The organism is Amycolatopsis sp. CA-230715, assembly GCF_018736145.1.
Lineage (GTDB): Bacteria > Actinomycetota > Actinomycetes > Mycobacteriales > Pseudonocardiaceae > Amycolatopsis.
This window is the reverse complement of the sequence record NZ_CP059997.1, coordinates 773,525-796,716: the sequence shown is the minus strand read 5'-3', so window position 1 is coordinate 796,716 and position 23,192 is coordinate 773,525. Positions and strand designations below refer to the sequence as shown.

At 69.3% G+C, this 23,192-nt stretch carries 26 protein-coding genes; 9 read left to right on the top strand and 17 right to left on the bottom strand.

Going from position 1 to position 23,192, the window contains the following annotated elements:
• Positions 1–4 precede the first annotated feature (4 nt).
• The 3 genes from HUW46_RS03820 to HUW46_RS03810 are packed head-to-tail and all read left to right on the top strand — an operon-like array spanning position 5 to position 1,908.
• Positions 5–568, top strand: a complete 564-nt coding sequence (locus HUW46_RS03820) for a YbaB/EbfC family nucleoid-associated protein (protein WP_254125775.1) — start codon at positions 5–7, stop codon at positions 566–568.
• A 3-nt stretch (positions 569–571) separates the two neighbouring features.
• A complete protein-coding gene (locus HUW46_RS03815; protein WP_215545947.1) occupies positions 572–886 on the top strand; it encodes a type VII secretion target in 315 nt (104 codons plus the stop codon).
• Complete coding sequence (locus HUW46_RS03810; RefSeq protein ID WP_215545946.1) at positions 886–1,908, top strand: WXG100 family type VII secretion target; 1,023 nt, start codon at positions 886–888, stop codon at positions 1,906–1,908. The genes HUW46_RS03815 and HUW46_RS03810 overlap by 1 nt, the downstream gene beginning before the upstream one ends.
• Before the next feature lie 39 nt (positions 1,909–1,947).
• Here HUW46_RS03810 and HUW46_RS03805 read toward each other — a convergent pair whose 3' ends face one another.
• From HUW46_RS03805 to HUW46_RS03790, 4 genes are read right to left on the bottom strand one after another with little or no spacing between them, the layout of a single operon-like run.
• Positions 1,948–3,066, bottom strand: a complete 1,119-nt coding sequence (locus HUW46_RS03805) for an FAD-dependent oxidoreductase (protein ID WP_215545945.1) — start codon at positions 3,064–3,066, stop codon at positions 1,948–1,950.
• Between the two features lie 12 nt (positions 3,067–3,078).
• Positions 3,079–3,684 (bottom strand): nitroreductase family protein, encoded by a 606-nt coding sequence (locus HUW46_RS03800; protein ID WP_215545944.1) that lies wholly within the window; start codon positions 3,682–3,684, stop codon positions 3,079–3,081.
• Positions 3,685–3,686: 2 nt separating this feature from the next.
• Complete coding sequence (locus HUW46_RS03795; protein WP_215545943.1) at positions 3,687–4,670, bottom strand: amidohydrolase family protein; 984 nt, start codon at positions 4,668–4,670, stop codon at positions 3,687–3,689.
• Between the two features lies 1 nt (position 4,671).
• Positions 4,672–5,508 carry an LLM class F420-dependent oxidoreductase gene (locus HUW46_RS03790; RefSeq protein ID WP_215545942.1) on the bottom strand — a complete coding sequence of 279 codons (837 nt, stop codon included), beginning with the start codon at positions 5,506–5,508 and terminating at the stop codon, positions 4,672–4,674.
• 158 nt (positions 5,509–5,666) lie between these two features.
• On the opposite strand from HUW46_RS03790, the gene HUW46_RS03785 reads away from it, so the two are divergent.
• On the top strand, positions 5,667–6,638 hold the full coding sequence (locus HUW46_RS03785; RefSeq protein ID WP_215545941.1) for an AsnC family transcriptional regulator: 972 nt from the start codon (positions 5,667–5,669) through the stop codon (positions 6,636–6,638).
• Here the strand turns inward: HUW46_RS03785 and HUW46_RS03780 are convergent.
• Positions 6,596–7,261: a class I SAM-dependent methyltransferase gene (locus tag HUW46_RS03780; protein ID WP_215545940.1), complete on the bottom strand. Its 666-nt coding sequence runs from the start codon at positions 7,259–7,261 to the stop codon at positions 6,596–6,598. The two genes, HUW46_RS03785 and HUW46_RS03780, sit on opposite strands and share 43 nt — an antisense overlap.
• Before the next feature lie 115 nt (positions 7,262–7,376).
• Between HUW46_RS03780 and lepA the strand changes: the two genes are divergently transcribed.
• On the top strand, positions 7,377–9,236 hold the full coding sequence (gene lepA / locus HUW46_RS03775; RefSeq protein ID WP_215545939.1) for a translation elongation factor 4: 1,860 nt from the start codon (positions 7,377–7,379) through the stop codon (positions 9,234–9,236).
• A gap of 1 nt (position 9,237) precedes the next feature.
• Here the strand turns inward: lepA and HUW46_RS03770 are convergent, their stop codons facing one another.
• Positions 9,238–9,684: a pyridoxamine 5'-phosphate oxidase family protein gene (locus HUW46_RS03770; protein ID WP_215545938.1), complete on the bottom strand. Its 447-nt coding sequence runs from the start codon at positions 9,682–9,684 to the stop codon at positions 9,238–9,240.
• A gap of 261 nt (positions 9,685–9,945) precedes the next feature.
• Between HUW46_RS03770 and HUW46_RS03765 the strand changes: the two genes are divergently transcribed.
• On the top strand, positions 9,946–10,998 hold the full coding sequence (locus HUW46_RS03765; protein WP_215545937.1) for a nitronate monooxygenase: 1,053 nt from the start codon (positions 9,946–9,948) through the stop codon (positions 10,996–10,998).
• A gap of 1 nt (position 10,999) precedes the next feature.
• On the opposite strand, the gene HUW46_RS03760 is transcribed toward HUW46_RS03765, so the two are convergent.
• The 3 genes from HUW46_RS03760 to HUW46_RS03750 all read right to left on the bottom strand — a co-directional run bounded on the left by HUW46_RS03760 (position 11,000) and on the right by HUW46_RS03750 (position 14,618).
• Positions 11,000–12,451, bottom strand: coding sequence for an amino acid permease (locus HUW46_RS03760; protein ID WP_215545936.1), 1,452 nt, complete (start codon positions 12,449–12,451; stop codon positions 11,000–11,002).
• An 89-nt stretch (positions 12,452–12,540) separates the two neighbouring features.
• On the bottom strand, positions 12,541–13,542 hold the full coding sequence (locus HUW46_RS03755) for an alpha/beta hydrolase (RefSeq protein WP_215545935.1): 1,002 nt from the start codon (positions 13,540–13,542) through the stop codon (positions 12,541–12,543).
• A gap of 110 nt (positions 13,543–13,652) precedes the next feature.
• Positions 13,653–14,618, bottom strand: a complete 966-nt coding sequence (locus HUW46_RS03750; RefSeq protein ID WP_215545934.1) for a zinc-binding dehydrogenase — start codon at positions 14,616–14,618, stop codon at positions 13,653–13,655.
• Between the two features lie 59 nt (positions 14,619–14,677).
• Here HUW46_RS03750 and HUW46_RS03745 point away from each other — a divergent pair, with 59 nt between their 5' ends.
• Genes HUW46_RS03745 through HUW46_RS03735 form a run of 3 tightly spaced genes read left to right on the top strand, consistent with a single transcriptional unit; the run spans position 14,678 to position 15,753 of the window.
• Complete coding sequence (locus HUW46_RS03745; protein WP_215545933.1) at positions 14,678–14,878, top strand: hypothetical protein; 201 nt, start codon at positions 14,678–14,680, stop codon at positions 14,876–14,878.
• Between the two features lie 9 nt (positions 14,879–14,887).
• Complete coding sequence (locus tag HUW46_RS03740; protein WP_215545932.1) at positions 14,888–15,382, top strand: ribonuclease domain-containing protein; 495 nt, start codon at positions 14,888–14,890, stop codon at positions 15,380–15,382.
• Positions 15,383–15,387: 5 nt separating this feature from the next.
• Positions 15,388–15,753, top strand: coding sequence for a barstar family protein (locus tag HUW46_RS03735; protein WP_215545931.1), 366 nt, complete (start codon positions 15,388–15,390; stop codon positions 15,751–15,753).
• Between the two features lie 21 nt (positions 15,754–15,774).
• Here the strand turns inward: HUW46_RS03735 and HUW46_RS03730 are convergent, their stop codons facing one another.
• From HUW46_RS03730 to HUW46_RS03695, 8 genes are all read right to left on the bottom strand, one after another.
• Positions 15,775–16,548 (bottom strand): enoyl-CoA hydratase family protein, encoded by a 774-nt coding sequence (locus tag HUW46_RS03730; RefSeq protein WP_215545930.1) that lies wholly within the window; start codon positions 16,546–16,548, stop codon positions 15,775–15,777.
• Positions 16,549–16,686: 138 nt separating this feature from the next.
• Positions 16,687–17,331, bottom strand: a complete 645-nt coding sequence (locus tag HUW46_RS03725; protein WP_215545929.1) for a cyclase — start codon at positions 17,329–17,331, stop codon at positions 16,687–16,689.
• A gap of 161 nt (positions 17,332–17,492) precedes the next feature.
• Positions 17,493–18,227, bottom strand: coding sequence for a sirohydrochlorin chelatase (locus HUW46_RS03720; RefSeq protein WP_215545928.1), 735 nt, complete (start codon positions 18,225–18,227; stop codon positions 17,493–17,495).
• Complete coding sequence (locus HUW46_RS03715) at positions 18,224–19,486, bottom strand: sulfate adenylyltransferase subunit 1 (RefSeq protein ID WP_215545927.1); 1,263 nt, start codon at positions 19,484–19,486, stop codon at positions 18,224–18,226. Before HUW46_RS03715 ends, HUW46_RS03720 begins: the two co-directional genes overlap by 4 nt.
• Positions 19,487–19,589: 103 nt before the next feature.
• Positions 19,590–20,510, bottom strand: coding sequence for a sulfate adenylyltransferase subunit CysD (cysD, locus tag HUW46_RS03710; RefSeq protein ID WP_215545926.1), 921 nt, complete (start codon positions 20,508–20,510; stop codon positions 19,590–19,592).
• A gap of 10 nt (positions 20,511–20,520) precedes the next feature.
• Complete coding sequence (locus HUW46_RS03705; protein ID WP_215545925.1) at positions 20,521–21,216, bottom strand: phosphoadenylyl-sulfate reductase; 696 nt, start codon at positions 21,214–21,216, stop codon at positions 20,521–20,523.
• On the bottom strand, positions 21,213–21,380 hold the full coding sequence (locus HUW46_RS03700) for an Insertion element protein (protein WP_215545924.1): 168 nt from the start codon (positions 21,378–21,380) through the stop codon (positions 21,213–21,215). The genes HUW46_RS03705 and HUW46_RS03700 overlap by 4 nt, the downstream gene beginning before the upstream one ends.
• The gene (locus HUW46_RS03695) at positions 21,377–23,077 is read right to left on the bottom strand and encodes a nitrite/sulfite reductase (protein WP_215545923.1); all 1,701 of its coding nucleotides are present in this window, start codon (positions 23,075–23,077) and stop codon (positions 21,377–21,379) included. The genes HUW46_RS03700 and HUW46_RS03695 overlap by 4 nt, the downstream gene beginning before the upstream one ends.
• Between the last annotated feature and the right edge of the window lie 115 nt (positions 23,078–23,192).

Below are 23,192 nucleotides of genomic sequence, written 5' to 3'. Positions count from 1 at the left end.
AGCTTTGGCTTCGGAAGGCATGGCGGTCGGGCAGGAGTGGCTCGCGAACTACTCCGGCAAGATCGCCGACATCCAGCGCCGCGCGGCGGAGGCGCAGGAACAGATCAAGAACATGCGCGCGCGGGCCGAGAGCCCGGACGGCGCGGTCAAGGTGGTGCTCGCCCCCGGCGGCAGGGTCGAAAACCTGGAGCTGTCGCCGCAGGCGATGAGCCTCGGCCCCGACCGGCTGGCGGCGGCGATCAAGCAGACGATCCAGAAGGCGCACGCCGACGCCGCCGGCCAGACCCAGGCGGCCGTGACACCGCTGGTCGGGGACGACTCGGACGCGATGGAGTTCCTCCGCGAGCAGATCGGGGCCGCGCAGCAGGAAGAGGAGCCGGAGGCCGAGCCGAAGCCCGCCGCGCCCGGCGAACAGGCCCCGGTGCTGCGGCCCGCCTACGAGCAGCAGCAAGCGCCCCCGCCGCCGCCCGCCCCGCCGGCACCCCCGGCTCCGCCCGCGAGGCCTCGGCGTCCCCGCCCGGCCGACGATGACGACGATGAGCCCTTCGGCGGCTCGATCATGAGGTGAGCGATGCCTGACGGATTCCATTCCACACCCGACGACCTGGCGACCCACTCGGGAACCATGTCGAAGCTCGGCGGCCGCTTGGACGCGGCGTCGAAGAAGGGCGCCGGCGTCGACCTCGGCATCGAGACCTACGGCATCATCGGCCAGGCCTTCTCGACGAGCGCGCGCGAACAGATCTCGCAGACGGCGGAGGCGATGACCGACGTCGCGAGCGCCTTCACCGACTTCGGCACCGACGTCAAGGCCGCGGGCCAGCACTACGAAAAGATCGAAGACGAGATCAAGCAACTGCTCAAGTCGCTGCACACGGAGGAATGATGGGGGACTTCGACCTGGACGGGGCGGGCCCCGCCGACACCGTCTGGCAGGCGGTGCAGGACATCAACAAGCCCGAGGACTGGGCCATGGACGGGCTCGCGCTCGGCATGGACGCGCTCGGGTTCATCGGGAACCCGTTCGGCACGCTCGCCAGCGCGGGCGTCGGGTACCTGATCGAGCACCTCGACTTCCTCAAGGAACCGCTCGACGACCTGGCCGGTGACCCCAAGGCCATCCAGGCGATCGCGGTGACCTGGGGCGAGGACATCCGCAAGGAGCTGGAGCAGATCGCGACCGACTACGAGAGCGCGGTGAAATCGGAGATCACCTCGTGGAAGGGCGACGCGGCCACGAAGTACCGCGAGTCCTCCACCAAGATCGCGAAGGAGATCCGGTCCCTGTCCGGCGCGGCGACCGGCGTGTCGCAGTCGCTGCAGGGCTCCGGTCAGCTCGTCGCGACCGTGCGCGGGATCATCCGCGACCTGATCGCGGACGTGATCGGGGAGATCATCGTGGCCGCCGCTGCCGCGATCGCCACGAGCTGGTGCTCCTTCGGCGCGTCGATCGGGGCGTTCATCGGCTGGGCGGTCGCCCGTGGCGCGGCGACCGCGGGCAAGATCGTCGGCAAGATCTCGAAGATGCTGATGAAGCTCGCGAACATCCTCAACCGCTTCAGCAGGCTGCGCGGCGCCGTGCAGGCGCTGGCGAAGATGTCGCAGCGGCTGGGGAAGGCCGGCAAGTCGCTCGGCAAGGTCGCCGGGAAGAACGGCAGGCTGATGAACCAGGTCGAGGGCCGCATGGGCCTGTGGCAGGACTCCATCAAGAACCACGTGCCGGGCCCGGTGAAGACCGCCGTCGACAAGGCCGACGACCTGTTCGCCAAGCGCGGCCGCGACGGGTTCTCGGACACGCTCAGCCCCGGGAACTACGCCCGCACCGGCATCTACGAAGGCGCGAAGGAAGAAGCGCAGGCGGACGAGAACTACGACGACGCCAAGGAAGACGCCGCGAAGAAGCCGTAGGGCCGAACCTGCCGTGTCGTGAAGGCTCTTTACCAGCGCTCAGCGCCGGTAAGGAGCCTTCACTTCGTAACCGGGCGGGGTTCGGCTGGTGTGGAGCCAGTTCAGGTATTCGGCGAATCGTTCCACATAGGACAACGGCGTCGGCGCCGCGGCCATGGCGTTCGCGTACCGCCGCATCTGCCGGTAACGGTCGAGCCGGTCGTCCTGGTACGCGGCCAAGGCCGGTGCGATTTCGGCGCGGCTGAGGCGGTCGCCGAGCACGCGCGCGTCCTCGATTCCCAGCGAGGCCCCGGATCCGATGTGCGGGGACATGGCGTGTGCCGCGTCCCCGGCGAGCACGACCCGGTCACCGGCCCAGCGCGAAATCGCGGGTACCACGGCGACCCTGCTGTGCAGGACCGAGTGTTCCGGGGTGGCCAGAACGGCATCGCGCAGCGCGAACGGCCAGGTTCCGTCGTGCAGGTTCGGCACCCTGGAGAGGGCTTCTTCCTTGCTGTTCCCGGTGGCACCGGTGGTGGTGCCGAACTGCGCGATCACCCAGCAGCAAGAACCGTCGGCGAGACGCGTGAGCGTCCCTCGGGTGCGGTCGCGTCCGAGCACCGGGCAGCCGTCGCCGATGTCGCCGTCGAAGCGCAGTACCGCCCGCCACACGTGGTGGCCGCCCTGGTGACGGCTCCCGGTGCCCGGGGCGAGAATCGCGCGCACCCGCGAATTCAGGCCGTCGGCGCCGACGAGCAGGTCAGCGCGTTCGTGGTCGCCATCGGCGTAGTGAACGGTGACGCCATCGTGGTCTTCGACGTAGCCGACGAGTTCCTTGCCGGTTCGCAGGTCGTCCTCCCCGACGGAGGAGGCGAGCAAGGCACTGAGCCTGGCGCGGTGCACCGTCCGGGTCGGTGGCATTCCGGTCGTGGTGAGCTCGGTACCGGAGAAATCGCGATAGCGCACGAAACCCGGTTCCGCTTTGATCTTGGCCAGCCGCGGGCCGAGCCCGAGCCGTTCGAGTTCCCGGATCGTGTGCGGCCACACCCCGAGCACGGCGCCGGTCGCCCTGAGCCGCGGCGCTCTTTCCCGGACCGCGACCTCGAAACCCGCTTGGCGAAGGGACAGCGCGGTGCTCAACCCGACGATTCCCGCACCGGCGATGATCGCCCGGCCCATCGCGGTCCTCCTTCACCAAGTATCGAAGTGCGTTACGTCCGCGATCGGTTTCCGCTTGACCGGGCGGAACGGCCGGGTCGGCCACCCCACCGCCACGGTCATCCCGATGTTCTTGTGCTCCGGCATGTCGAGCACTGCTCGGACGCCTCTGGTGTTGAGGTGATGTATGCCGGTCGGAGCCACCCCCAGGCCCAGGGCCCGTCCGGCCACGAGCATGTTTTGCGTGGCCCCGTAAATGGCGGAGAACTGGTAGCGGTCCTCTCTCGGATCGCCGGGAACAAACGATGACGCGCAGACGAAGATGAGAACGGGAGCCTCTCGCAGAGTGGCCAGCAGGTGATATGCGCCCTCTCCCATGCGGCGCTTCGCCGGGTCGGCGGCACCTGCTAGCTTCTCTCGTACCGTGTCGAGTGACGAGATTTCGGGAACAATGGCCTCGTGGAGACGTGCGCGCTGTTCCGGCGACGTGACCACCACGAAGTCCCAGAGCTGGGAGTTCTCTGGGCTCGGTGCCCTGGTGCCTGCCCAGATCAGTTTCTCGATCAAATCATCCGGCACGGGCTCGCCGGACAACCAGCGCATGGTCATGGCCGATTCCATCGCCTCGAACACATCCATGTTCACGCCTTGTCGAATTCGAACAGAGCCGACGCGGTGCGGTGGAGGATCTTTTCGATGTCCTGCTCCGGCAGCCCGGATTCCTTGATGTATTCGAACGTCCGTTTGTAGGTCTCGACCGCCAGCAGCGCGGAGAAGTCGCTTCCCGGCACGAGGTGGTCGGCGCCGAAGGCTTCGCAGGCACACCGGAGAGCGGCTTGTGAACCCCATCCGACGGTGTCGTAGTAGAGGCTGCGAGCCATCGCACTCGGCGAACTGAGCAGATCCGGCGTGCTCGCTTGGCCGTCAAGCCGCGCCAACTGCACGGGGATCATGCCGCCCAGATGCGGGATCACAATTTTGATGTCCGGATACCGGACCGGGACGTTTCGCTTGATCAGGTGGAGAACGAGGGCGGTGTCTTCCAGCGACGCCCCGGCCGCCGCCGTGAAACCGTAGTCATTGATGAACGGTGAGCAGATACCGTTCTGGCAGGGATGGAAGAAGAGGGTCGTTCCCCGCGCGTTCATCTCCTCGTACAGCGGTTCGAATTCTTCCTCAGCCGTGGAGCGGTTGAACACCGAACAGCTGAGGGCCACGCCGACCATGCCCAGCTCGTCCAGCCCGCGCCGCATTTCCTCGAGTGACGCGTCGATATGCGGCAGGGGCAGGGAAACGAGGGAAGAGAACCGGCCGGGACGCGAGCCGGCCAGCTCGCCGTAACTGTCGTTGAGTACCTGTGCCGCCTCGACGGCCAACCGGGATTCCCTCGCGTAAGGTGCCATGCTGCCCGGGGACAGGATCTGCCGCTCCACTCCGGCATCGTCCATCATGTCGATGCGCTGATCGATCATTCCCGGTTCATCGGACATCGCGGCGAATATCCGATGGGCCTCTGACGCCGAATTCGCCGCGGGAGCGGTGGGCCTCCCGGACTTCGCGGTCACCTTTTCCAGCAGGGGCCGATACGAACCGGGCAGGTAATGGGCGTGGACGTCGACGATCATGTCACCGGCCGATCTCGGAGAGGGCGAAGGCGAGAGGTTCGAGTACCGCTGGGTCGAACGGTGGCTTCAGCGGGATGATGGCGAGCCCCAGTCCTTCCTCACCCAGCGCGGCAGCCGACGCGGCGGTGGCTGCCGGATCTCCGTCGTAGGCCACCGGGCTCGACAGGAGGATCTCGCTCGGATCCCTGCCGAGGTTGGCGCAGTGGGCATGGAGGACGTCCCGTTTCCGGGCGAATTCTTGCGGGGTTCCGCCGAGGAAGCTCCAATGCTGAGCGAAGCGGGCCGCGGTGCGGAGCGTGCGCTTCTCTCCGTTGCCCCCGACGCAAATCGGCGGGTGGGGGCGCTGGACGCCTTTGGGTTCGTTGCGGGCGTCGGTGAGGTGGTAGTACCGGCCCCGGAAGGTGGTCGACTCCTGGCCCATGAGGCCGGTGAGTACCGCACATGCCTCCTCGAACCGATCGCTGCGCTGCGCGGGCGTGCCGAGCGGAATGCCGTAGGCGGTGGATTCCTCTTCGTTCCAACCAGCTCCCACGCCCAGTTCGAGCCGCCCTCCGGAAATGACGTCGAGGGCCGTCGCCATGTTGGCGAGCACGGCGGGATGCCGGTAGGGGATCCCGGTCACGAGGGTGCCGAAGCGGAGCCGCTTGGTCGCCTGGGCCAGCGCGGTCGTGACCGTCCAGCCTTCGAGGCACGGCCCTCGGCTGTCGGAGAAGATGGGATAGAAGTGGTCGAAGGTCCATCCCGATTCGAACACCTCGATGCCGTCGGCCACCCGCCAGACGGCCAGCAGCTCGGCCCAGGTGGTGTGCTGGGGAGCGGTCCTGAACGCGAATCGCATACCTTGCCGCGTCCTCTCTCAGGCGACCGTTGCGCCGAATTATGGTCACCGTACGCCCGGGATTCGGACCACACAACCATCAGCATCCGAATAACGACCTTGAGTTGCCGATATTCGGGCGACCGTGCTGCTAAGGTGTCCGAGACAAGGAGGTTCAGGTGCGCGAACTCGACGCGCTGGATGAAAAGATCTTCGGACTGCTGGCCGAGAACGGGCGCATGCCCAACCTCGAGGTCGCCGCCAGGGTCGGGGTGTCGGAGAAGACCGTGCGCCAGCGGATCCGCCGGTTGATCGAGCGCGACGGTATGCGGGTGGTCGCCACCTTGGACCGCGAAGCGCCGCGATCGCGGCTCATCGTCCTGGCGCGGGTCGAGCCGGGCCAGCGGTTCGTCGTCGCCGACCGCTTGGCGTCACTGCCCCAGGTGGACGAGGTCCACCTGGCCACCGGGGCTTACGAACTCATCGTCCTCGGGTCGTTCGACTCCGACAGCGACGCTCTCGAGTTCTACGTCCGCCATGTCGAGCAGGGGCCTGGAATCGAGGAGTCGCTCTCGACGCACGTCGTCGAGACGATCACCCGCGGCACCGCGACCCGGCCGGACCGCTTCGAGCAGTTCGACGAGCAGGCGTCGAGGGCTTCCGGCATGTCCGAACTGCTCGATCTCGCCTGCGACGTGGCCACCGCGTCGCTCGGCGCCGACCGGGTCCACGTGGCCACCGGGAACATCGGGCCCGTCGACTCGACGCGGTCCCCGTGGCCGTCCACGATGCGCTGGCGAGGTCTTTCCTCCCGCTACGTCGAGGAAATCCGCGTCAAGGGGCAGGCAGAGGGGGTCGTCCTCCCGAACATCGTCAAACACAACCAGCACGTGTTCGTGGCCGACGCCCGGACCGATCCGCTCTTCCGATCCGTGACCGACCTCGTTCAATCCGAAGGTTTCCACAGCTGGCTGGGCATGCCGGTGTGCAGCGGGGGCGACCGGCGCGGCACCCTCTGCCTGTACTGGGACACCGTCATCACCTACCGGGAAGACCTGGTCCGCCAAGCCCAGGAGCTGGCCGACATCCTCGGCAAGCACCTTCCGCGCTACGCGTCCGAGTCTTCGGACGCCTCGCCGGCACCGGCCTGAGGTTTTCCGCGCCGTGGCGCGCTTTCCGGCGGCCGGACGGCGCGCAGCTGGGCGGCGAGGCTCGCGCCCCGGCCGGGCGGCTCCCAGGTCCAGGTCTGCACGTCGGCGAACCCGGCGGCGAGGAGTTCGTCGCCGAGTTCGTGCCGGGACACCGGCAGCCACCGGTCGTGCGCTGACACCAGGATCCGGCCGCCGGGGCGCAGTGCGCGGTGCAGCGCGCGGAACGCGGCGGCGCGGTCGGGCCACAGCTGCACGTTGTTGACGGTCAGGACGGCGTCGGCCGACTCGTCGGGCTGGCCGTGGTCCTCGGCGGTGCCGCGCCGCAGTTCGACGGCGCCGCTCGCGATCAGGTCGTGGCACCGATCACGGCAGCGCGCCAGCATCTCCTCCGACGGGTCCACGCCGACGGTTCTGCGCGCTGTTCTCGCGGCCGCCGCGAGCCCGACCCCCGGCCCGGGGCCGACGACGAGCACGGTGTCGTCGTCGCCGAGTTTCGCGAGTTCGACCAGGTGGCGCTCGGTCGCCGCGTTGCCGTGTGCCATCATCGCGCCACCGAGCCTGCCGAGCAGACCGCGCGGGTGGCCGAACGCGCGATCGAGCATCTGGGTCATCGAACTGCTCATACCTCCCAGGTCAGCACAGGTATACCGAGCGTGCATCGGGGATGACCCGTATTCGCGCCCGGATGCTCATGGGACGATGGACACGCTCACCCCCGACTTCCCGAGGACCACACGAGTGACAGCCCCACGCACGTTCGCGGACGACACGTTCACGCCACCGGAGCTCATCCGGAACTTCTGCATCATCGCGCACATCGACCACGGCAAGTCCACGCTGGCCGACCGGATGCTGCAGCTCACCGGCGTGGTCGAAGAGCGGGCGATGCGCGCCCAGTACCTGGACCGGATGGACATCGAGCGGGAACGCGGGATCACCATCAAGGCGCAGAACGTGCGCCTGCCGTGGAAGGTCGACGGGCAGGACCACGTCCTGCACCTGATCGACACGCCAGGCCACGTCGACTTCACCTACGAGGTCTCCCGCGCGCTGGAGGCCTGCGAAGGCGCGATCCTGCTGGTCGACGCCGCGCAGGGGATCGAGGCGCAGACGCTGGCGAACCTCTACCTCGCGCTGGAAAAAGACCTGCACATCATCCCGGTGCTGAACAAGATCGACCTGCCCGCGGCCGAGCCGGACAAGTACGCGGCCGAGCTCGCGCACATCATCGGCTGCGAGCCGACGGACGTGCTGCGCGTGTCGGCGAAGACCGGTGACGGGGTGACGAACCTGCTCGACGAGGCGGTGCGCCAGGTGCCGCCGCCGGTCGGGAACGCCGACGCGCCGGCGCGGGCGATGATCTTCGACTCGGTGTACGACACCTACCGGGGTGTGGTCACCTACATCAGGGTGGTCGACGGGAAGATCGTGCCGCGCGAGCGGATCAAGATGATGTCCACCGGCGCCACGCACGAGCTGCTGGAGGTCGGCATCATCTCGCCGGAGCCGAAGGCGAGCAAAGGGCTCGGCGTCGGCGAGGTCGGCTACCTGATCACCGGCGTGAAGGACGTCCGCCAGTCCAAGGTCGGTGACACCGTGACCTCGGAGCGCAAGGGCGCGGACGAGCCGCTGGCCGGGTACCGGGAACCGAAGCCGATGGTCTACTCGGGACTGTACCCAGTGGACGGTTCGGACTACCCGGTGCTGCGGGAGGCCTTGGACAAGCTCCAGCTCAACGACGCGGCGCTGGACTACGAGCCGGAGACCTCGGTGGCGCTCGGGTTCGGGTTCCGCTGCGGTTTCCTCGGCCTGCTGCACCTGGAGATCACGCGCGACCGGCTGGAGCGCGAGTTCGGCCTCGATCTGATCTCGACCGCCCCGAACGTCGTCTACCAGGTGTACCTGGAGGACGGCGGCGAGGTGACCGTGACGAACCCGTCGGACTGGCCGACCGGCGCCAAGATCAGCGAGGTGCACGAGCCGGTCAGCAAGGTGACGGTGATCGCGCCGTCGGAGTTCATCGGCGCGATCATGGAGCTGTGCCAGAGCAAGCGCGGCCAGATGCTCGGCATGGACTACCTGTCCGAGGACAGGGTGGAGCTGCGCTACAACCTGCCGCTCGCGGAGATCATCTTCGACTTCTTCGACTCCTTGAAGTCGCGCACGCGCGGGTACGCCTCGCTCGACTACGAGGAGGCGGGCGAGCAGGTGTCCGATCTGGTGAAGGTCGACATCCTGCTGCAGGGCGAGGCGGTCGACGCGTTCTCCGCGATCGTGCACAAGGACTCGGCGTACGGCTACGGCAACAAGATGGCGACGCGGCTGCGCGAGCTCATCCCGCGGCAGCAGTTCGAGGTGCCGATCCAGGCCGCCATCGGGGCCAGGATCATCGCCCGCGAGACGATCAGGGCGATCCGCAAGGACGTGCTGGCGAAGTGCTACGGCGGTGACATCTCGCGGAAGCGCAAGCTGCTGGAGAAGCAGAAGGAAGGCAAGAAGCGGATGAAGACCGTGGGACGCGTCGAAGTCCCGCAGGAGGCCTTCGTGGCGGCGCTTTCCTCGGAAGACCCGTCCGACAAGGGCAAGGGCAAGAAGTAGCTCAGGCGTTCCCGGTGATGCGCGCCGGGTCGACGAACACGGCGACCCGGCGTTCTGCGGCCATCACGCGGTCGTATTCGGCCCAGTCGTCGTGCGTGCCGGTGGCCGCGATGAACACCTCGCGCAGCAGGCGCGGGAGGTCTCCGTCGGGGAAGGCGGGGTCCTGGTCGTCGGGGCCGATCAGGCTCGCGCCGCCCTGGACCGAGGCCCACGACCAGCCGCGCCGGAAGACGATGGTGGCGTTCGCGGTGCGGCGCAGGAGTTCGAGCTTCTTGGTGCCGCCGCGGGCGACGAACGCGACGCTCGCCTTCCCGGTGACGGGGTGGTCGAGCACCCCCGCGTTGACCACGGAGGCGTGCACGGTCCCGTCCGGTCGCGTGGTGGCGATGGTGGCGAGCCCGTGTTCGGCGACGGCGAGCCCGCGGACGACGTCCAGATCGATGGCCATACCCCACGGTAGACCGCCCCATCTCGCCTGCCTACCTTCCGAGTGCAGCGAGGCCCGGACCGGAGGTCCGGTCATTGCCAACCCGGCCCCGCACCGGCGAGCCGACGCGCCCCGCGCGGCGGGGAGCGTTCAAAGTCGCGCGCAGGGCCGAAGGCCCTCTAAATTTGCGATGGTGGGGGCGCCTCACGAGATCAACTGCCACTAACCTCGAGAGTGGCGCCCCCGGCAGCGCAAATTTTGACGCGCGATAGGAGACACAGCATGTTCGACACCTTGCGCACGCCGGTTCTGATCGCTCCGATGGCGGGCGGGCCGTCCACGCCCGAGCTGGTGGCCGCGGCCGGGAAGGCGGGCGCCGGTGCCTTCCTCGCCGCCGGGTACCTGAAGGCGGCCGCGCTGGCCGCGCAGATCGAACAGACGAGGGAACTCGGCGCGGAGTCGTTCGGGGTCAACCTCTTCGTTCCCGGCCGGAAGTCCGATGTGGACACCGCTGCGTACGAGCGGGTGATCGCCGCGGAGGCGCGGCGTCACGGTGCCGAGCCCGGCACGCCCTCGTGGGACGACGACGATTACCCGGCGAAGCTGGAAACCGTGGTGGCGCACCGGGTTCCCTGGGTTTCGTTCACCTTCGGCGTGCCGTCGCGGTCCGATGTGGACAGTCTGCACGCCGCGGGCAGCGCGGTGCTGGTGACGGTCACCGGGCCGGACGAGGCGAGGATCGCGGCCGCGATCGGGGCGGATGCCTTGTGCGTACAGGGTTTCGAGGCGGGCGGTCATCGCGGCCTGCTCACCGACGACGCCGAAGACCCGGCGGGTGGCGAAGTCTACGGCCTGCTCGCGGCGCTGCGGCTGGTGCGCGCCGCGGTGGACCTGCCGCTGGTGGCGGCGGGCGGGCTGGTGCACGGCGCGGACGTCGCGGCGGTGCTGGCAGGCGGCGCGGCCGCCGCGCAGCTGGGCACCGCGTTCCTGCGGGCGGCGGAGGCGGGCACCCAGCCGGCGCACCGGCGCGCGCTGGTCGAAGGCGGCCGCACCACGAGGTTCACGCGCGCGTTCAGCGGCCGCCCCGCGCGCGGCCTGCGCAACCGCTTCCTCGACGAGAACTCGGGATCGGCCCCGGCGGCCTACCCCCAGGTGAACAACCTCACCCGGCCGGTGCGCGCGGCGGCGGGCAAGGCGGGCGACGCGGAGATGCTGTCGCTGTGGGCGGGACAGACCTACGAACTGGCGACCGAGGGCACGGTCGCCGAGATCGTGGCCAGGCTCGGCGCCGAAGCGCGGGCGGCCGCGGAAGCGGCCTCCCGGCGCCTCGGGTGACTCAGCCTTCCTCGGCGGGGTTCTGCTTGGCCAGCAAGGAGTTCCGCTTGCCGTAGGCGAAGTAGACGACCATGCCGATGGCGAACCAGATCGCGAACCGCAGCCAGGTCGCCGGTTCGAGGAACGTGATGAGCCAGATCGAGAACACCACGCCGATCGCGGGCACCACCGGCATACCGGGGCAGCGGAACGTCCTCGGCAGGTCGGGGCGGCGGTAGCGCAGCACGATCACCGCGACGCACACCACGACGAACGCCAGCAGGATGCCGATGTTGGTCAGCTCGGCCGCCTCGGCGATGGGCAGCACGCCCGCGATCACCGCGGAGGCGATGCCGAGCACCCAGGTCATCCGGCTCGGCACCTTGCGCACCGGGTGCGTGCCGGAGAACCACTTGGGCAGCAGGCCGTCGCGGCTCATCGAGTAGCCGACGCGCGTCGCGCCCATCATGAACGTGAACAGCACGGTGAGGATGCCGAGGATCGCGCCGACCGCGATGATCAGGCCGAGCCAGCCGAGCCCGACCGACCGGAACGCGCTCGAGAACGCGCTTTCCGAGTCGATTTCGGTGTAGTTCACCATCCCGGTGAGCACGAGGCACGCGAGCACGTACAGCACCATGGAAATGGCGAGCGAGTACAGGATCGCCTTGGGCATGTGCTTCTGGGAGTCCTTCGACTCCTCGGCGGCGGTGGACATCGCGTCGTAGCCGAACACCGCGAAGAACACGGTGGCCGCGCCGGTGAAGGCGCCGCTGATCCCGAACGGGAAGAAGTTCGAGTAGTTGCCGGAGTTGATGTGGAACGCGCCCACCACGACCACCAGCAGCACGATGGCGACCTTGAGGTACACCAGCACGGTTTCGAACCTGGCCGCGTTCTTCATGCCCTGGTTGAGGATGAACGCGATCAGGAGGCACAGCAGCATCGCGAACAGGTTCACCTTGTACGAGCCGGATTCGACGCCGGTCGGTTCGGTCCCCGGCGCGCCGGACATCCACAGCGGCAGCTTGATGTCGAGGAAGCCGAGCAGGTCGTTGAAGTAGCCGGAGATGCCGATCGCCACCACCGCGACGATCGCGGTGTATTCGAGGAGCAGGTCCCAGCCGATGAACCAGCCGACGATCTCGCCGAGCACGGCGTAGCCGTAGGTGTAGGCCGAACCGGCCCTCGGGATGAGACCGGCGAACTCGGCGTACGAGAACGCCGCCGCGGCACTGGCGATACCGGCGATCAGGAACGAGATCAGCACGGCGGGACCCGCGGTCTTGTTCGCGACCGCGCCTGCCAGCGAGAAGATCCCGGCACCGATGATGCCGCCGACGCCGATCGCGGTCAGCTGGCGCAGGCCGAGGGTGCGCTGCAGGCCACCGGCGCCGCCGGCGTCTTCGATCTGCTCGATCTGTTCGATGGGCTTGCGCCGGAACGGGCCGGTTCCGACCGGGGGAGCGGACATGACGGTCTCCAACAGGGTGAAACGATTCCGGGGTGTCCGGAGATCGGAGGAACCGTACAGGGCTTTCGCGCCGGATCAAACGATCGGAATCAACCCGCGACCGAACGGCCGTCCACTGTGGTCCTTTCGCGCACATCTCGCGGCTCCGGCCTGCTGACGCCCGCGGTGAAGTAGGCGAGCAGCTCGCTGATCTCGGCCGGGTTGTCGAGCTGCGGGCAGTGGCCCCAGTCGTCGCGCACCAGCAGCCTGCTGTGCGGCACCAGCGCGTGCAGCCGGCGCCCCGACGCGGCGCTCACCAGTTTGTCCTTGCCGCAGGCGACCACCAGCAGCGGCGACTTGACGGCGTCGAGCTGGTAGGCGGTGGCGAGTTCTTCGACGAGCTGGCGCGCCTGTTCGAGCCTGGTGGTGGTGGCGCGGTAGTCCGGGAAGAGCTCGGTGAACCGGCGGACCTGTTCGGCGTCGGCGACCGCGCGGTCGGCGTAGAGCAGCCGCGGCACCACCTGCTCGGCGACCGCGCGCACAAGGAAACCGGGCACCGGCAAGGGAAGCGCGGAGTACAGGCGCAGTGGCAGCGGGTACTTGGCGACCGTTCTCACGAGCCAGGAGTCCGCGAAACCGGGCGCCGCGATCGAAACGACGCCCGCGAGCGGGAGCCGCGGGTTCTGCGCGGCGCGCAGCCCGGTGGTGCCGCCGAGCGAGTTGCCCGCGAGCACGACCGGCCCCTGTACCGCCTGTTCCCTCAGCACGGCCGCGGCGAACGCGTCGAGCTGCGGGAGCATCGGGCCCGCCCGCAGTGCGTCCGCCTCGCCGAAACCGGGGAGGTCGACGGCGATCGCGGGCACCCCGGCGGCGGCGAGTTCGGAGAGCACCGGGCGCCAGGTGTCCGCGCTGTCGCAGTACCCGTGCAGCAGGACGAGCCTGCCCGGTTTGGCGGCGCGCTTTCCGCGGCGCCGCACCGGTTCCGGGGTGGTGGGGCCGACTTCGAGCACGCGGGTGCGCACACCGGCGAAACGCCGATGGCCGACCCGGATTTCCGGGCCGGCTTCGTCGGGGCTCGCCGAGGGCGAAACCTCCCGCTGCACCGCGGTCATCCTCCCAGGATGACAACTGATCTCCGGTTTTGCTGCTTATCCGTGCATCACAAACCGGTCTCGGGGGAGGGGCTCCGAGGATCGGTGCAGGTCAGACCGCATTGTCCGGTTCAGCGCGAGAAGACAATCTTTCCTGCCGTGTCGCCGTTTCGCATGTCCTGGAAGCCCTTTTCGGCTTCCTCGAAGGGAAGCACGGACCCGATCTGCGGCTTGATGCCCGCCAGGTCGACGTAGGACAGCAGGCGCTCCAGCTCGTCGCGCGTGCCCATGGTCGAGCCGGCGATCCGCAGCTGCAGGAAGAACACGCGCTGCAGCTCGGCGTTCGCGTCCGGGCCGCTCGTGGCGCCGGAGACGACGATGATCCCGCCCGGCTTGAGCGACTTCACCGAATGCGACCAGGTCGCCTTGCCGACGGTCTCGAACACGGCGTCGACGCGCTCGGGCAGGCGCGCGCCCGATTCGAACGCCTGGTGCGCGCCGAGGCCTTCGGCGAGCGCGCGCTTTTCCTCGGACCGCCCGGTGACCCACACCCGGACGCCCGCGGCCCTGCCGAGCTGCACGAGCGCGGTCGCGACACCGCCGGAGGCGCCCTGCACGAGGATCGTCTGGCCGGGCTGGACGGCCGCCTTGACGAACAGCATCCGGTAGGCGGTCAGCCACGCGGTGCCCATGATGGACGCCTCGGTGAACGACAGGCCGGCGGGTTTCGGGATCGCGTTGCGGGCGGGCACCACCACCTGGTCGGCGAACGTGCCCTGGTAGACCTCGGTGAGCAGCGAGCGCTTCGGGTCGAGGGTGTCGTCGCCCTGCCAGCCGGGCTCGTTGATGACCGCGTGCAGCACCACTTCGGTGCCGTCGTCGAGCGTGCCCGCGCCGTCGCAGCCGAGGATCATCGGGAAGCGCTCCGGCTTGATGCCGACGCCGCGCAGGGTCCACAGGTCGTGCATGTTGAGGCTGGCCGCCTTGACGTTCACCTTCACCCAGCCGTCGGGGACCTCGGGTTCCGGCCGCTCGCCCACGACGAGCGAGTCGAGGGGGTTTTCCGCGTTCGGTTCTTTGGCGTAGACGGCGAACATGGGCCAAACGTACCCGCCCGGCTCCGAACCGGCAGCGCCCGCGCGAGTAGCATCACGGCGTGCTCGACGGACTGTCCGACTGGTGGGACCGCGCGGAGCTGTGGCTGGCCCAGCTCTGGTTCCCGCTGCAGTTCCTGCTCGTGATCGCGGTGCTGGGACCGCTCTGCCTCGGGCTGGCGTGGGTGATCGACAAGGCGGTGGCCAAGGTCGCCGGGTGGTTCGCCTCGGCCCGTCGCGAGGAACCGCGCCGCCGGTCATAGGGTGTGCGCATGGTCAACCGTAGGCGAAAGCGGATCACCGCCGCCCTCATCGGGCTCATCGTCCTGGTGGTCGGCGGCTGGCTGATCAAGGACGCGGTCTCCGACAACGGCTCCGGCGGTACGCGGCCGTCCTCCACGGCGGCGCCGTCCTCCGGGGCTTCCACGTCCAAACCGGACAATGCGGGCAAGTCGTCGCGGTTGCCGGGTTCGGACTCGGGGCTCGCGGTCAAACCGCTGTCCGCGCTGCCGTCCCAGGCGAAGGACACCTGGGGGCTCATCCAGTCCGACGGGCCCTTTCCCTATCCCCGCAACGACGGCGTCACCTGGCAGAACCGCGAGAAACGGCTGCCGGGCAAGGCTTCGGAGTACTACCGTGAGTACACCGTGAAGACACCCGGAAGCCGCGATCGCGGCGCACGGCGCCTGATCTTCGGCAAGGAACACGAGCTGTACTACACCGAGGACCACTACGGTTCCTTCGTCGTCGTCGACCCGAATCGGTGAAGCCCATGGACAACGCGAGCAATGTGGCCGCGAAGGCGAAGTCCCGCGGCGCGTTCCCGCACCTGATCACCAGCGCCGACGGTGCCGCCACGGACAAGGTGTCCACGATGGACGCGATCGCCGCGGCGCTGTCGTTCCCGGACTGGTTCGGCCGGAACCTCGACGCGCTCTACGACTGCCTGACCGATCTTTCCTGGCTGCCTGCGGGGGAGCACGTGCTGATCTGGGTCGGCTCCGATGCGCTCAAGACCGCCGATCCCAAGGCGTACCTGGCGATCCGCAGCGTCCTCTCGGACGCGCAGCGCGCGCTGGGGCCCACCGGCGACCGGTCGGATTCGCGGCGGCTGACGGTCGTGGTGACCGAGAGCTGACGCTCCCGGTCACCGGTCCCCTCAGTCCTGCGGCACCCAGGACGGCTTCCGCTTCTGCGCGAACGCGAGGATGCCTTCCTGCCCTTCCTCGCTGGCGAAGAACCCCGCGGACAGTTCGTTCATGGCGGCGAAGCCGTCCGAAGGCGTGGCCGGGCGGGGGCTGCTGAGCAGTTGTTTCGTGGCCGCCAGTGCCTTCGGGCCGCCGAGTGTGAGCGCCTTGACGTACCGGTCGACCTCGGCGTCGAGCGCGTCGGCGGCCACCGCGGAGTTGATCAGGCCGATCGCGGCGGCGCGGTCGGCGTCGAAGGTCTCGCCGGTCAGGAAGAGTTCGTGCGCCGCGCGCGAAGACAGCCGGGGGAGCACGGTCAGCGAGATCACCGCGGGCACCACGCCGATCCGGACCTCGGTGAAGGCGAAGGTGGCCTCCCGGACGGCGACCGCGATGTCGGTGGCCGCGACCATCCCGATACCGCCCGCCCTCGCCGGACCGGCCAGCCGCGCGACCACGGGCTTCGGGCTGGTCCAAAGCTGTTCGAGGATTTGCGGGAACTCGTTGACGCCCTGGTTCGCCGCACCCGCGCCGCGCGCTTCCTTGAGGTCCATGCCCGCGCAGAACACCGGCCCGGTGTGGGTGAGCACGATCACGCGCACCGCGTCGTCGTCACGCGCGTTCGCGAGCGCCGTGCTCAGCTCGCGGCGCAGCTGCGCGGACAGCGCGTTGCGGTTGTGCGGGGAGTCCAGCGTGATCGTGGCGGTACCGGCCGCCACCTCGTAGTGCACCAGTTCGTCAGCCATGTGCTCACCCTCGCATACCGCCCGGTCTGGCTACGACGGATGCCCGGACGCTGGACGCGGCGGCCCGGGATGCCGTGATGGCCACCTTGACGGCATTGAGTGCCGTCAAGGTGGCCATCACGGGCGCCGAAACCCGCGTCAGCCGATGGTGGTTGTGGTGAAGGTGGGGCTGGGGTTGGGGAAGCACGCGGTGGGGGCTTCGATGTCGACGATCTGGGTGGCCACCGCGGTGAAGGTGAGGCCGGGGTCGGCGTAGCTGGTGCCCGCGAGCTTCGTTTCGATCTTGCCGGACGTGCCCGCCTTGAGGTGCGCGGTGATGGTGGGCAGTTCGAACTGGGCGCCGCCCGCGATCGGGCCGGGGAAGGCGAGCGTGGCCACGGAGCCGTCGACGGTGATCTTCGGCGGGGTGGAGCCGAGGCCGGAGCCGCCCGCGAGATCGGCGCTGACGAAGCTGGAGTTCGCCGGGATCGGGATCTTCAGCGCGAAGTTCTTGATCTCCTTGAGCTTGAACCCGGCGACGTCACCCGGCACCGAGTTGGGCGCGGGGTCGATCACCACGTCGAGCGCCCCGCCGGGGGCGACGGTGGCGGGCGCGGTCACTTCGGCGGTCTGCTTCAGGTTGGCGTGCTGCGGGCCGACGACCGGGGCGTTCGCCTCGCAGTCGAAGTTGACGTCGGCGGGGGCCGCGGCGGCGGGCGCGGTCAGCGCCAGCACGGGGGCGAGGACGAGGCCGGCGCAGGTGAGCGCTCGGCGCAGGGCGGTCTTCGACGGTGAAGACGACATGTGGAGCCACCTTGGGTCGCAGGGATGGTGGGGGCCTGGCGGCGCTTAGATAGTTACCGGCGGGTACGACAACCCGTCAAGAAGCACCCGTTCCCAGCTGCTCTCGGTAGCACAACTGGGAAAAACTGGCCCGGAACCGCGCAACCGGTAGGCCGTTGGGGTCAGGAAGCGACGCGCAGCGCGCGCAAAACCGCGGCGTAGCGCCGAACCACGGCGTCCGCGACACGCGGTTCGGGGCCGAGCGGAGCCGCCAGCGCGACCTCCGGACCGGCGAGCGCGGCGACGCGATCGGGCAGCAGGCCCGGGGCGAGGAACCACGAGGCCACCGCGAACCGGGTGGCGCCGTGCGCGCGCAACCGGGCGATCGCCGCCGGGACGTCCGGCTGGGTCGCGCTCGCGAAGGCCGGTGCCACGGGGACGCCGAACCGGTCCTGCCAGCGGCGGGCCATCCGGGCGACGACGGCGTTCGCGGCGTCGTTCGACGAACCGACGGCGGCGAGCACCAGCCCGAGCCGGGGATCGGTGAGCTCGGCACCCGTTTCGGCAAGGCGGTGCAGTGCGACGCTTTCCAGCACCGGATCGACGCCGAGTACGTCCGAAGTGGACACGGTCAGCAACGGGTGGTTCGCGGTGACCTCGTCGACGAGACCGGGCAGGTCCACGCGCGCGTGGTAGGCGCTGCCGAGCAGCAGCGGCACCACGACCGCTTCGCGGTGCCCTTCCTCGTGCAGGCGAACGAGCACGTCGGCGATCGAAGGCTCGGACAGGTCGAGGAAGCTCGTCCGCACCTCGACGCCGGGCAGCTTCGCCGCGACCGAGTCCACCAGCGCGCGGACGACAGCCGGTGACCTCGGGTCGCGGCTGCCGTGCGCGACGGCGACGAGCGGGACGCTCACGTGAACCGCTCGCCGACCAGCCCGGCCGCGAGGGTGTCGCCGTCCTTCGGGTCGATCACGAGGAACGCGCCGGTGCGCGCGCTCTTGCCGTAGTCGTCGACGGAGAGCGGTTCCGCCAGCCGCAGCGAGACCGTGCCGATGTCGTTGAGCGCCAACGAATCCGGAGAGTCCACAGAGGACAGAGTCTGCTCGTCGAAGCGCGCCGAGATCTCGTCGACGAGCGCCTGCACGGTGCGGGTCCCGTGCTTGACCAGCACGCGGGCGCCCGGCGACAGCGGCTTCGAGGACAGCCAGCACAGCACCGCGGTCAGCTCGTCGGTGACCACCGGCTGGTCACCGGCGACGGAGATCAGGTCACCGCGCGAGATGTCGAGGTCGTCGGCCAGCAGCAGCGTGACCGATTCGCCCGCGCCCGCTTCTTCGAGCGGCCCGTCCGCGGTGTCGATGCGCTCGACGGTGCTGCGCAACCCCTGCGGCAGCACCACGACTTCGTCGCCTGGGCGCACCGTGCCCGCCGCGATCTGGCCCGCGTACCCGCGGTAGTCCGGGTATTCGGCGGTGCGCGGGCGGATCACGTACTGCACCGGGAAGCGGAACGCCGCGTCGTGCGGATCCGGTGCCACCGGCACGTTTTCGAGGTGTTCGAGCAGCGTCGGCCCGGTGTACCAAGGCGTGCTCGCCGAGGGCTGCGCCACGTTGTCGCCGTGCAGCGCGGAAACCGGCACGGACAGCACGGTGCCGTCGGCGTACCCGAGCGACCGCGCGTGGGTGGCGAACTCGTTCGCGATGGTCTCGAACACGGCCTCGTCGTAGCCGACGAGATCGATCTTGTTCACCGCGAGCACGAGCCCCGGGACGCCGAGCAGCGCCAGTACGGCTGCGTGCCGCCTGGTCTGCTCCAGCACGCCCTTGCGCGCGTCGACGAGCAGCACCGCGAGCTGCGCGGTGGACGCGCCGGTCACGGTGTTGCGGGTGTACTGCACGTGGCCAGGGGTGTCGGCGAGCACGAAACTGCGCTTCGGCGTGGCGAAGTAGCGGTACGCCACGTCGATCGTGATGCCCTGCTCGCGCTCGGAGCGCAGCCCGTCCACCAGCAGCGAGAGGTCCGGTGTGGACAGTCCTTTGTCGACGCTCGCGCGGGTGACCGCGTCGAGCTGGTCGGCGAGCACGGACTTCGTGTCGTACAGCAGCCGCCCGACGAGGGTGGACTTCCCGTCGTCGACGCTGCCCGCCGTGGCGAGCCTCAACAAGCTGCTCATCGGTGTTGCCCCTTCCCTCGTTCCTCGGTGCGGGACAACACCGATGAGGCACGAGTCGGCTGTGTCATCTGGAGCGATTCCTCCCTGCGGTCGTCATCACTCATCAGAAGTAACCCTCTCGTTTGCGGTCTTCCATGGCCGCCTCGGACATCCGGTCGTCGGCCCTCGTCGCGCCGCGTTCGGTCAGCCTGGACGCGGACACCTCGGCGATCACTTCGTCCACTGTGGACGCGGTGGACTCGACGGCGCCGGTGCACGAGCCGTCGCCGACGGTCCGGTAGCGCACGGTCAGCTCGCGCACTTCCTCACCGGGCCGGGGGCCGCCCCAAGGGCCTTCGGCGAGCCACATCCCGTCGCGCTGGTACACCTCGCGCCGGTGCGCGTAGTAGATCGAGGGCAGTTCGACCTTCTCCCGCCCGATGTAGTTCCAGACGTCGGACTCGGTCCAGTTCGACAGCGGGAACACCCGCACCTGCTCACCGGGGCGGTGCCGTCCGTTGTAGAGGTTCCACAGCTCCGGCCGCTGCCGCCGCGGCTCCCACTGCCCGAAAGCGTTGCGCAGGCTGAAGATCCGCTCCTTCGCCCTGGCGCGCTCCTCGTCGCGGCGGCCGCCGCCGAACACCGCGTCGAACTTGTTCTCCGCGATCGTGTCGAGCAGCGGGGTGGTCTGCAGCGGATTGCGCAGGCCGTCCGCGCGCTCCTCCAGCCGCCCGTCGTCGATCCAGTCCTGCACCTTCGCCACCACCAGGCGCAGCCCGTGCTCGGCGACCACGCGGTCGCGGAACTCGATCACCTCGTCGAAGTTGTGCCCGGTGTCGACGTGCAGCAGCGGGAACGGGACCGGCGCCGGCCAGAACGCCTTGATCGCCAGGTGCAGCAGCAGGGTCGAGTCCTTGCCACCGGAGAACAGGATCACGGGGCGGTCGAATTCCCCCGCGACCTCGCGGAAGATGTGGATCGCTTCGGATTCCAGCGCTGCCAGGTTGTCCTGCGCGGCATCCGCCGCGGGTTCGAGCGTGGTCATGTACTCCCTTTCAGCCGTGCAAACCGCACTCGGTCTTGGACTGGCCCGCCCACCGGCCGCTGCGCGGGTCCTGCCCCGGCAGCACCTTCGCGGTGCACGGCGCGCAGCCGATCGAGAGGTAGCCCACCGACACCAGCGGGTTCTGCAGGATGCCGTGGTCGCGGAGGTAGCCGTCGAACTCCTCGTCGGTCCACGGCGCGATCGGGTTGATCTTGACCAGCCCGTTGCGCTCGTCCCACGTGACGATCGGGGTGTTCGCCCGCGTCGGCGCGTCCACCCGGCGCACCCCGGTGACCCACGCGGAGTAGTTCGCCAGCGTTTTGCGCAGCGGGACCACTTTGCGCAGGTTGCAGCACAGCGTCGCGTCGCGGTCGTGCAGCTTCTCGCCGTACTGCGCGTCCTGCTCGGCGACGCTCTGCTCGGCCTGCGCGTTGACGATCCGCACCCCGGGGTAGACGGCTTCCACCGCGTCGCGCGTGCCGATCGTCTCCGCGAAGTGGTAGCCGGTTTCGAGGAACAGCACGTCGAAATCGGGCTTCACCTTCGCCGCCAGGTCGATCAGGACCGCGTCCTGCATGTTCGACGCCACGATGAAGTCGTCGCCGAAGGTTTCGGCCGTCCAGCGGAGCGCCTCTTCGGCGGTGGCGTCCGCCAGGTCCGCCGACGCGCGCTCGGCCAGGGCGCGGTGATCCGTCGCGGTGGTCATGATCCGCTCACCTCGTTCGCTTCCGGTAAGGACAATCCGACGAACTGCACCGAGAAAACCCGGCGGCACCCGGTGCACAACCACGCGCCCGCGTGGTCTTCTTCCGGGCGGAGATCTTCGTCACCGCAGTACGGGCAGTAGAACGGCGCCGCGCGCTCGGTCACTGCAGGGCGCTTTCGTCCGCGCGCGCGACCCATTGGGGGAAGCGCTCGCCGTCCTCGCGTTGCTCGACGTAGTTGCGTACCACGCGCTCGACGTAGTCGATCAGCTGTGCGGCGGTGACCTTGTGCCCACGCAGCTTCCGGCCGAACCCGGCGTCGAGCCCGAGGCCACCGCCGAGGTGCACCTGGAAGCCCTCGACCTGCTTGCCGTCGGAGTCGGTGACGATCTGGCCCTTGAGCCCGATGTCGGCGGTCTGGACGCGGGCGCACGAGTTGGGGCAGCCGTTGAGGTGTACCGAAACCGGGGTGTCCACATGCGACTGGATGTCCGCCAGCCTGGTTTCCAGCGCGGCGACGAGGTCGTGCGCGCGCTGCTTCGTCTCGACGATCGCGAGCTTGCAGAACTCGATCCCGGTGCACGCCATCACGCCGCGGCGCCACGGCGACGGTTCGACGCGAAGGCCCAGTTCGTCCAAATCGGACTTCAGGTCGTCGACGTCACCGGATTCGACGTCCAGCACCACGAGCTTCTGCTGCGGGGTCAGCCGCACCCGGCCCGACCCGGCGCGCTCGGCCGCCTTCGCCACCGCGATCAGCGTGGTACCGGAGACCCGGCCCGCGACCGGTGCCGCGCCGACGTAGAACTTGCCGTCGGTCTGCTTGTGCACGCCTACGTGGTCGATCGGCTGCGGCGGCACCTCGGGCGCCGGGCCGTCGATCAGCGGGCGCTTGAGGTACTCGGATTCGAGAACCTGCCTGAATTTTTCGGCGCCCCAGTCCTTGACCAGGAACTTGATCCGCGCCCGCGACCGCAGCCGCCGGTAGCCGTAGTCGCGGAAGACGCTGATCACGCCTTCCCACACGTCGGGCACCTCGTCGCGGGGGACCCACGCGCCGAGGCGCTGGCCGATCATCGGGTTGGTGGACAGCCCGCCGCCGACCCACACGTCGAAACCGGGACCGTGCTCGGGGTGGTCCACGCCGACGAACGCGACGTCGTGGATCTCGTGCGCGACGTCGGCCTGCCCGGAGACCGCGGTCTTGAACTTGCGCGGCAGGTTCGCGAACTCGGGCTTGCCGATGTAGCGGCGCTTGATCTCGTCGATCGCCGGAGTGCCGTCGATGATCTCGTCGGCGGCGATCCCCGCGACGGGGGAACCGAGGATGACGCGCGGGCTGTCACCGCACGCCTCCATCGTGGTCATGCCCGCGCCTTCGAGCTTCTCCCAGATCGTCGGCACGTCCTCGATCTGGATCCAGTGGTACTGGATGTTCTGGCGGTCGGTGATGTCCGCGGTGTCCCGCGCGTGCGTCTGCGAGATCTCGCCGAGCACGGCGAGCTGCGCGGTGGTCAGCGCGCCGCCGTCGAGGCGGACCCGCAGCATGAAGTACCGGTCGTCCAATTCCTCGGGTTCCAGCGTCGCGGTGCGGCCGCCGTCGATCCCGGGCTTGCGCTGGGTGTACAGGCCGAACCAGCGGAACCGGCCGCGCAGGTCACCGGGGTCGATCGAGTCGAAGCCCCGGTGCGCGTAGATGTTCTCGATGCGGGCGCGCGCGTTGAGCGGGCTGTCGTCCTTCTTCGAGCGCTCGTTCGGGTTGAGCGGCTCTCGGTAGCCGAGGGCCCACTGCCCTTCGCCCCGGCGTTGCTTGGGGCGCGCGGCGCGACTCGCGTTCGGGCTCTGGCGAGTGGGCGAGGCCATACGGATCCTCCGGGTGCTGTCGAGAAGCACCGGCCCAGCCGTGAAGCGCCCAGGCATCCGTGGCGGGGCGCTTCGCGGAGCGACCGATGCCTGCGGTCCGTGTTCGTGGAACAGT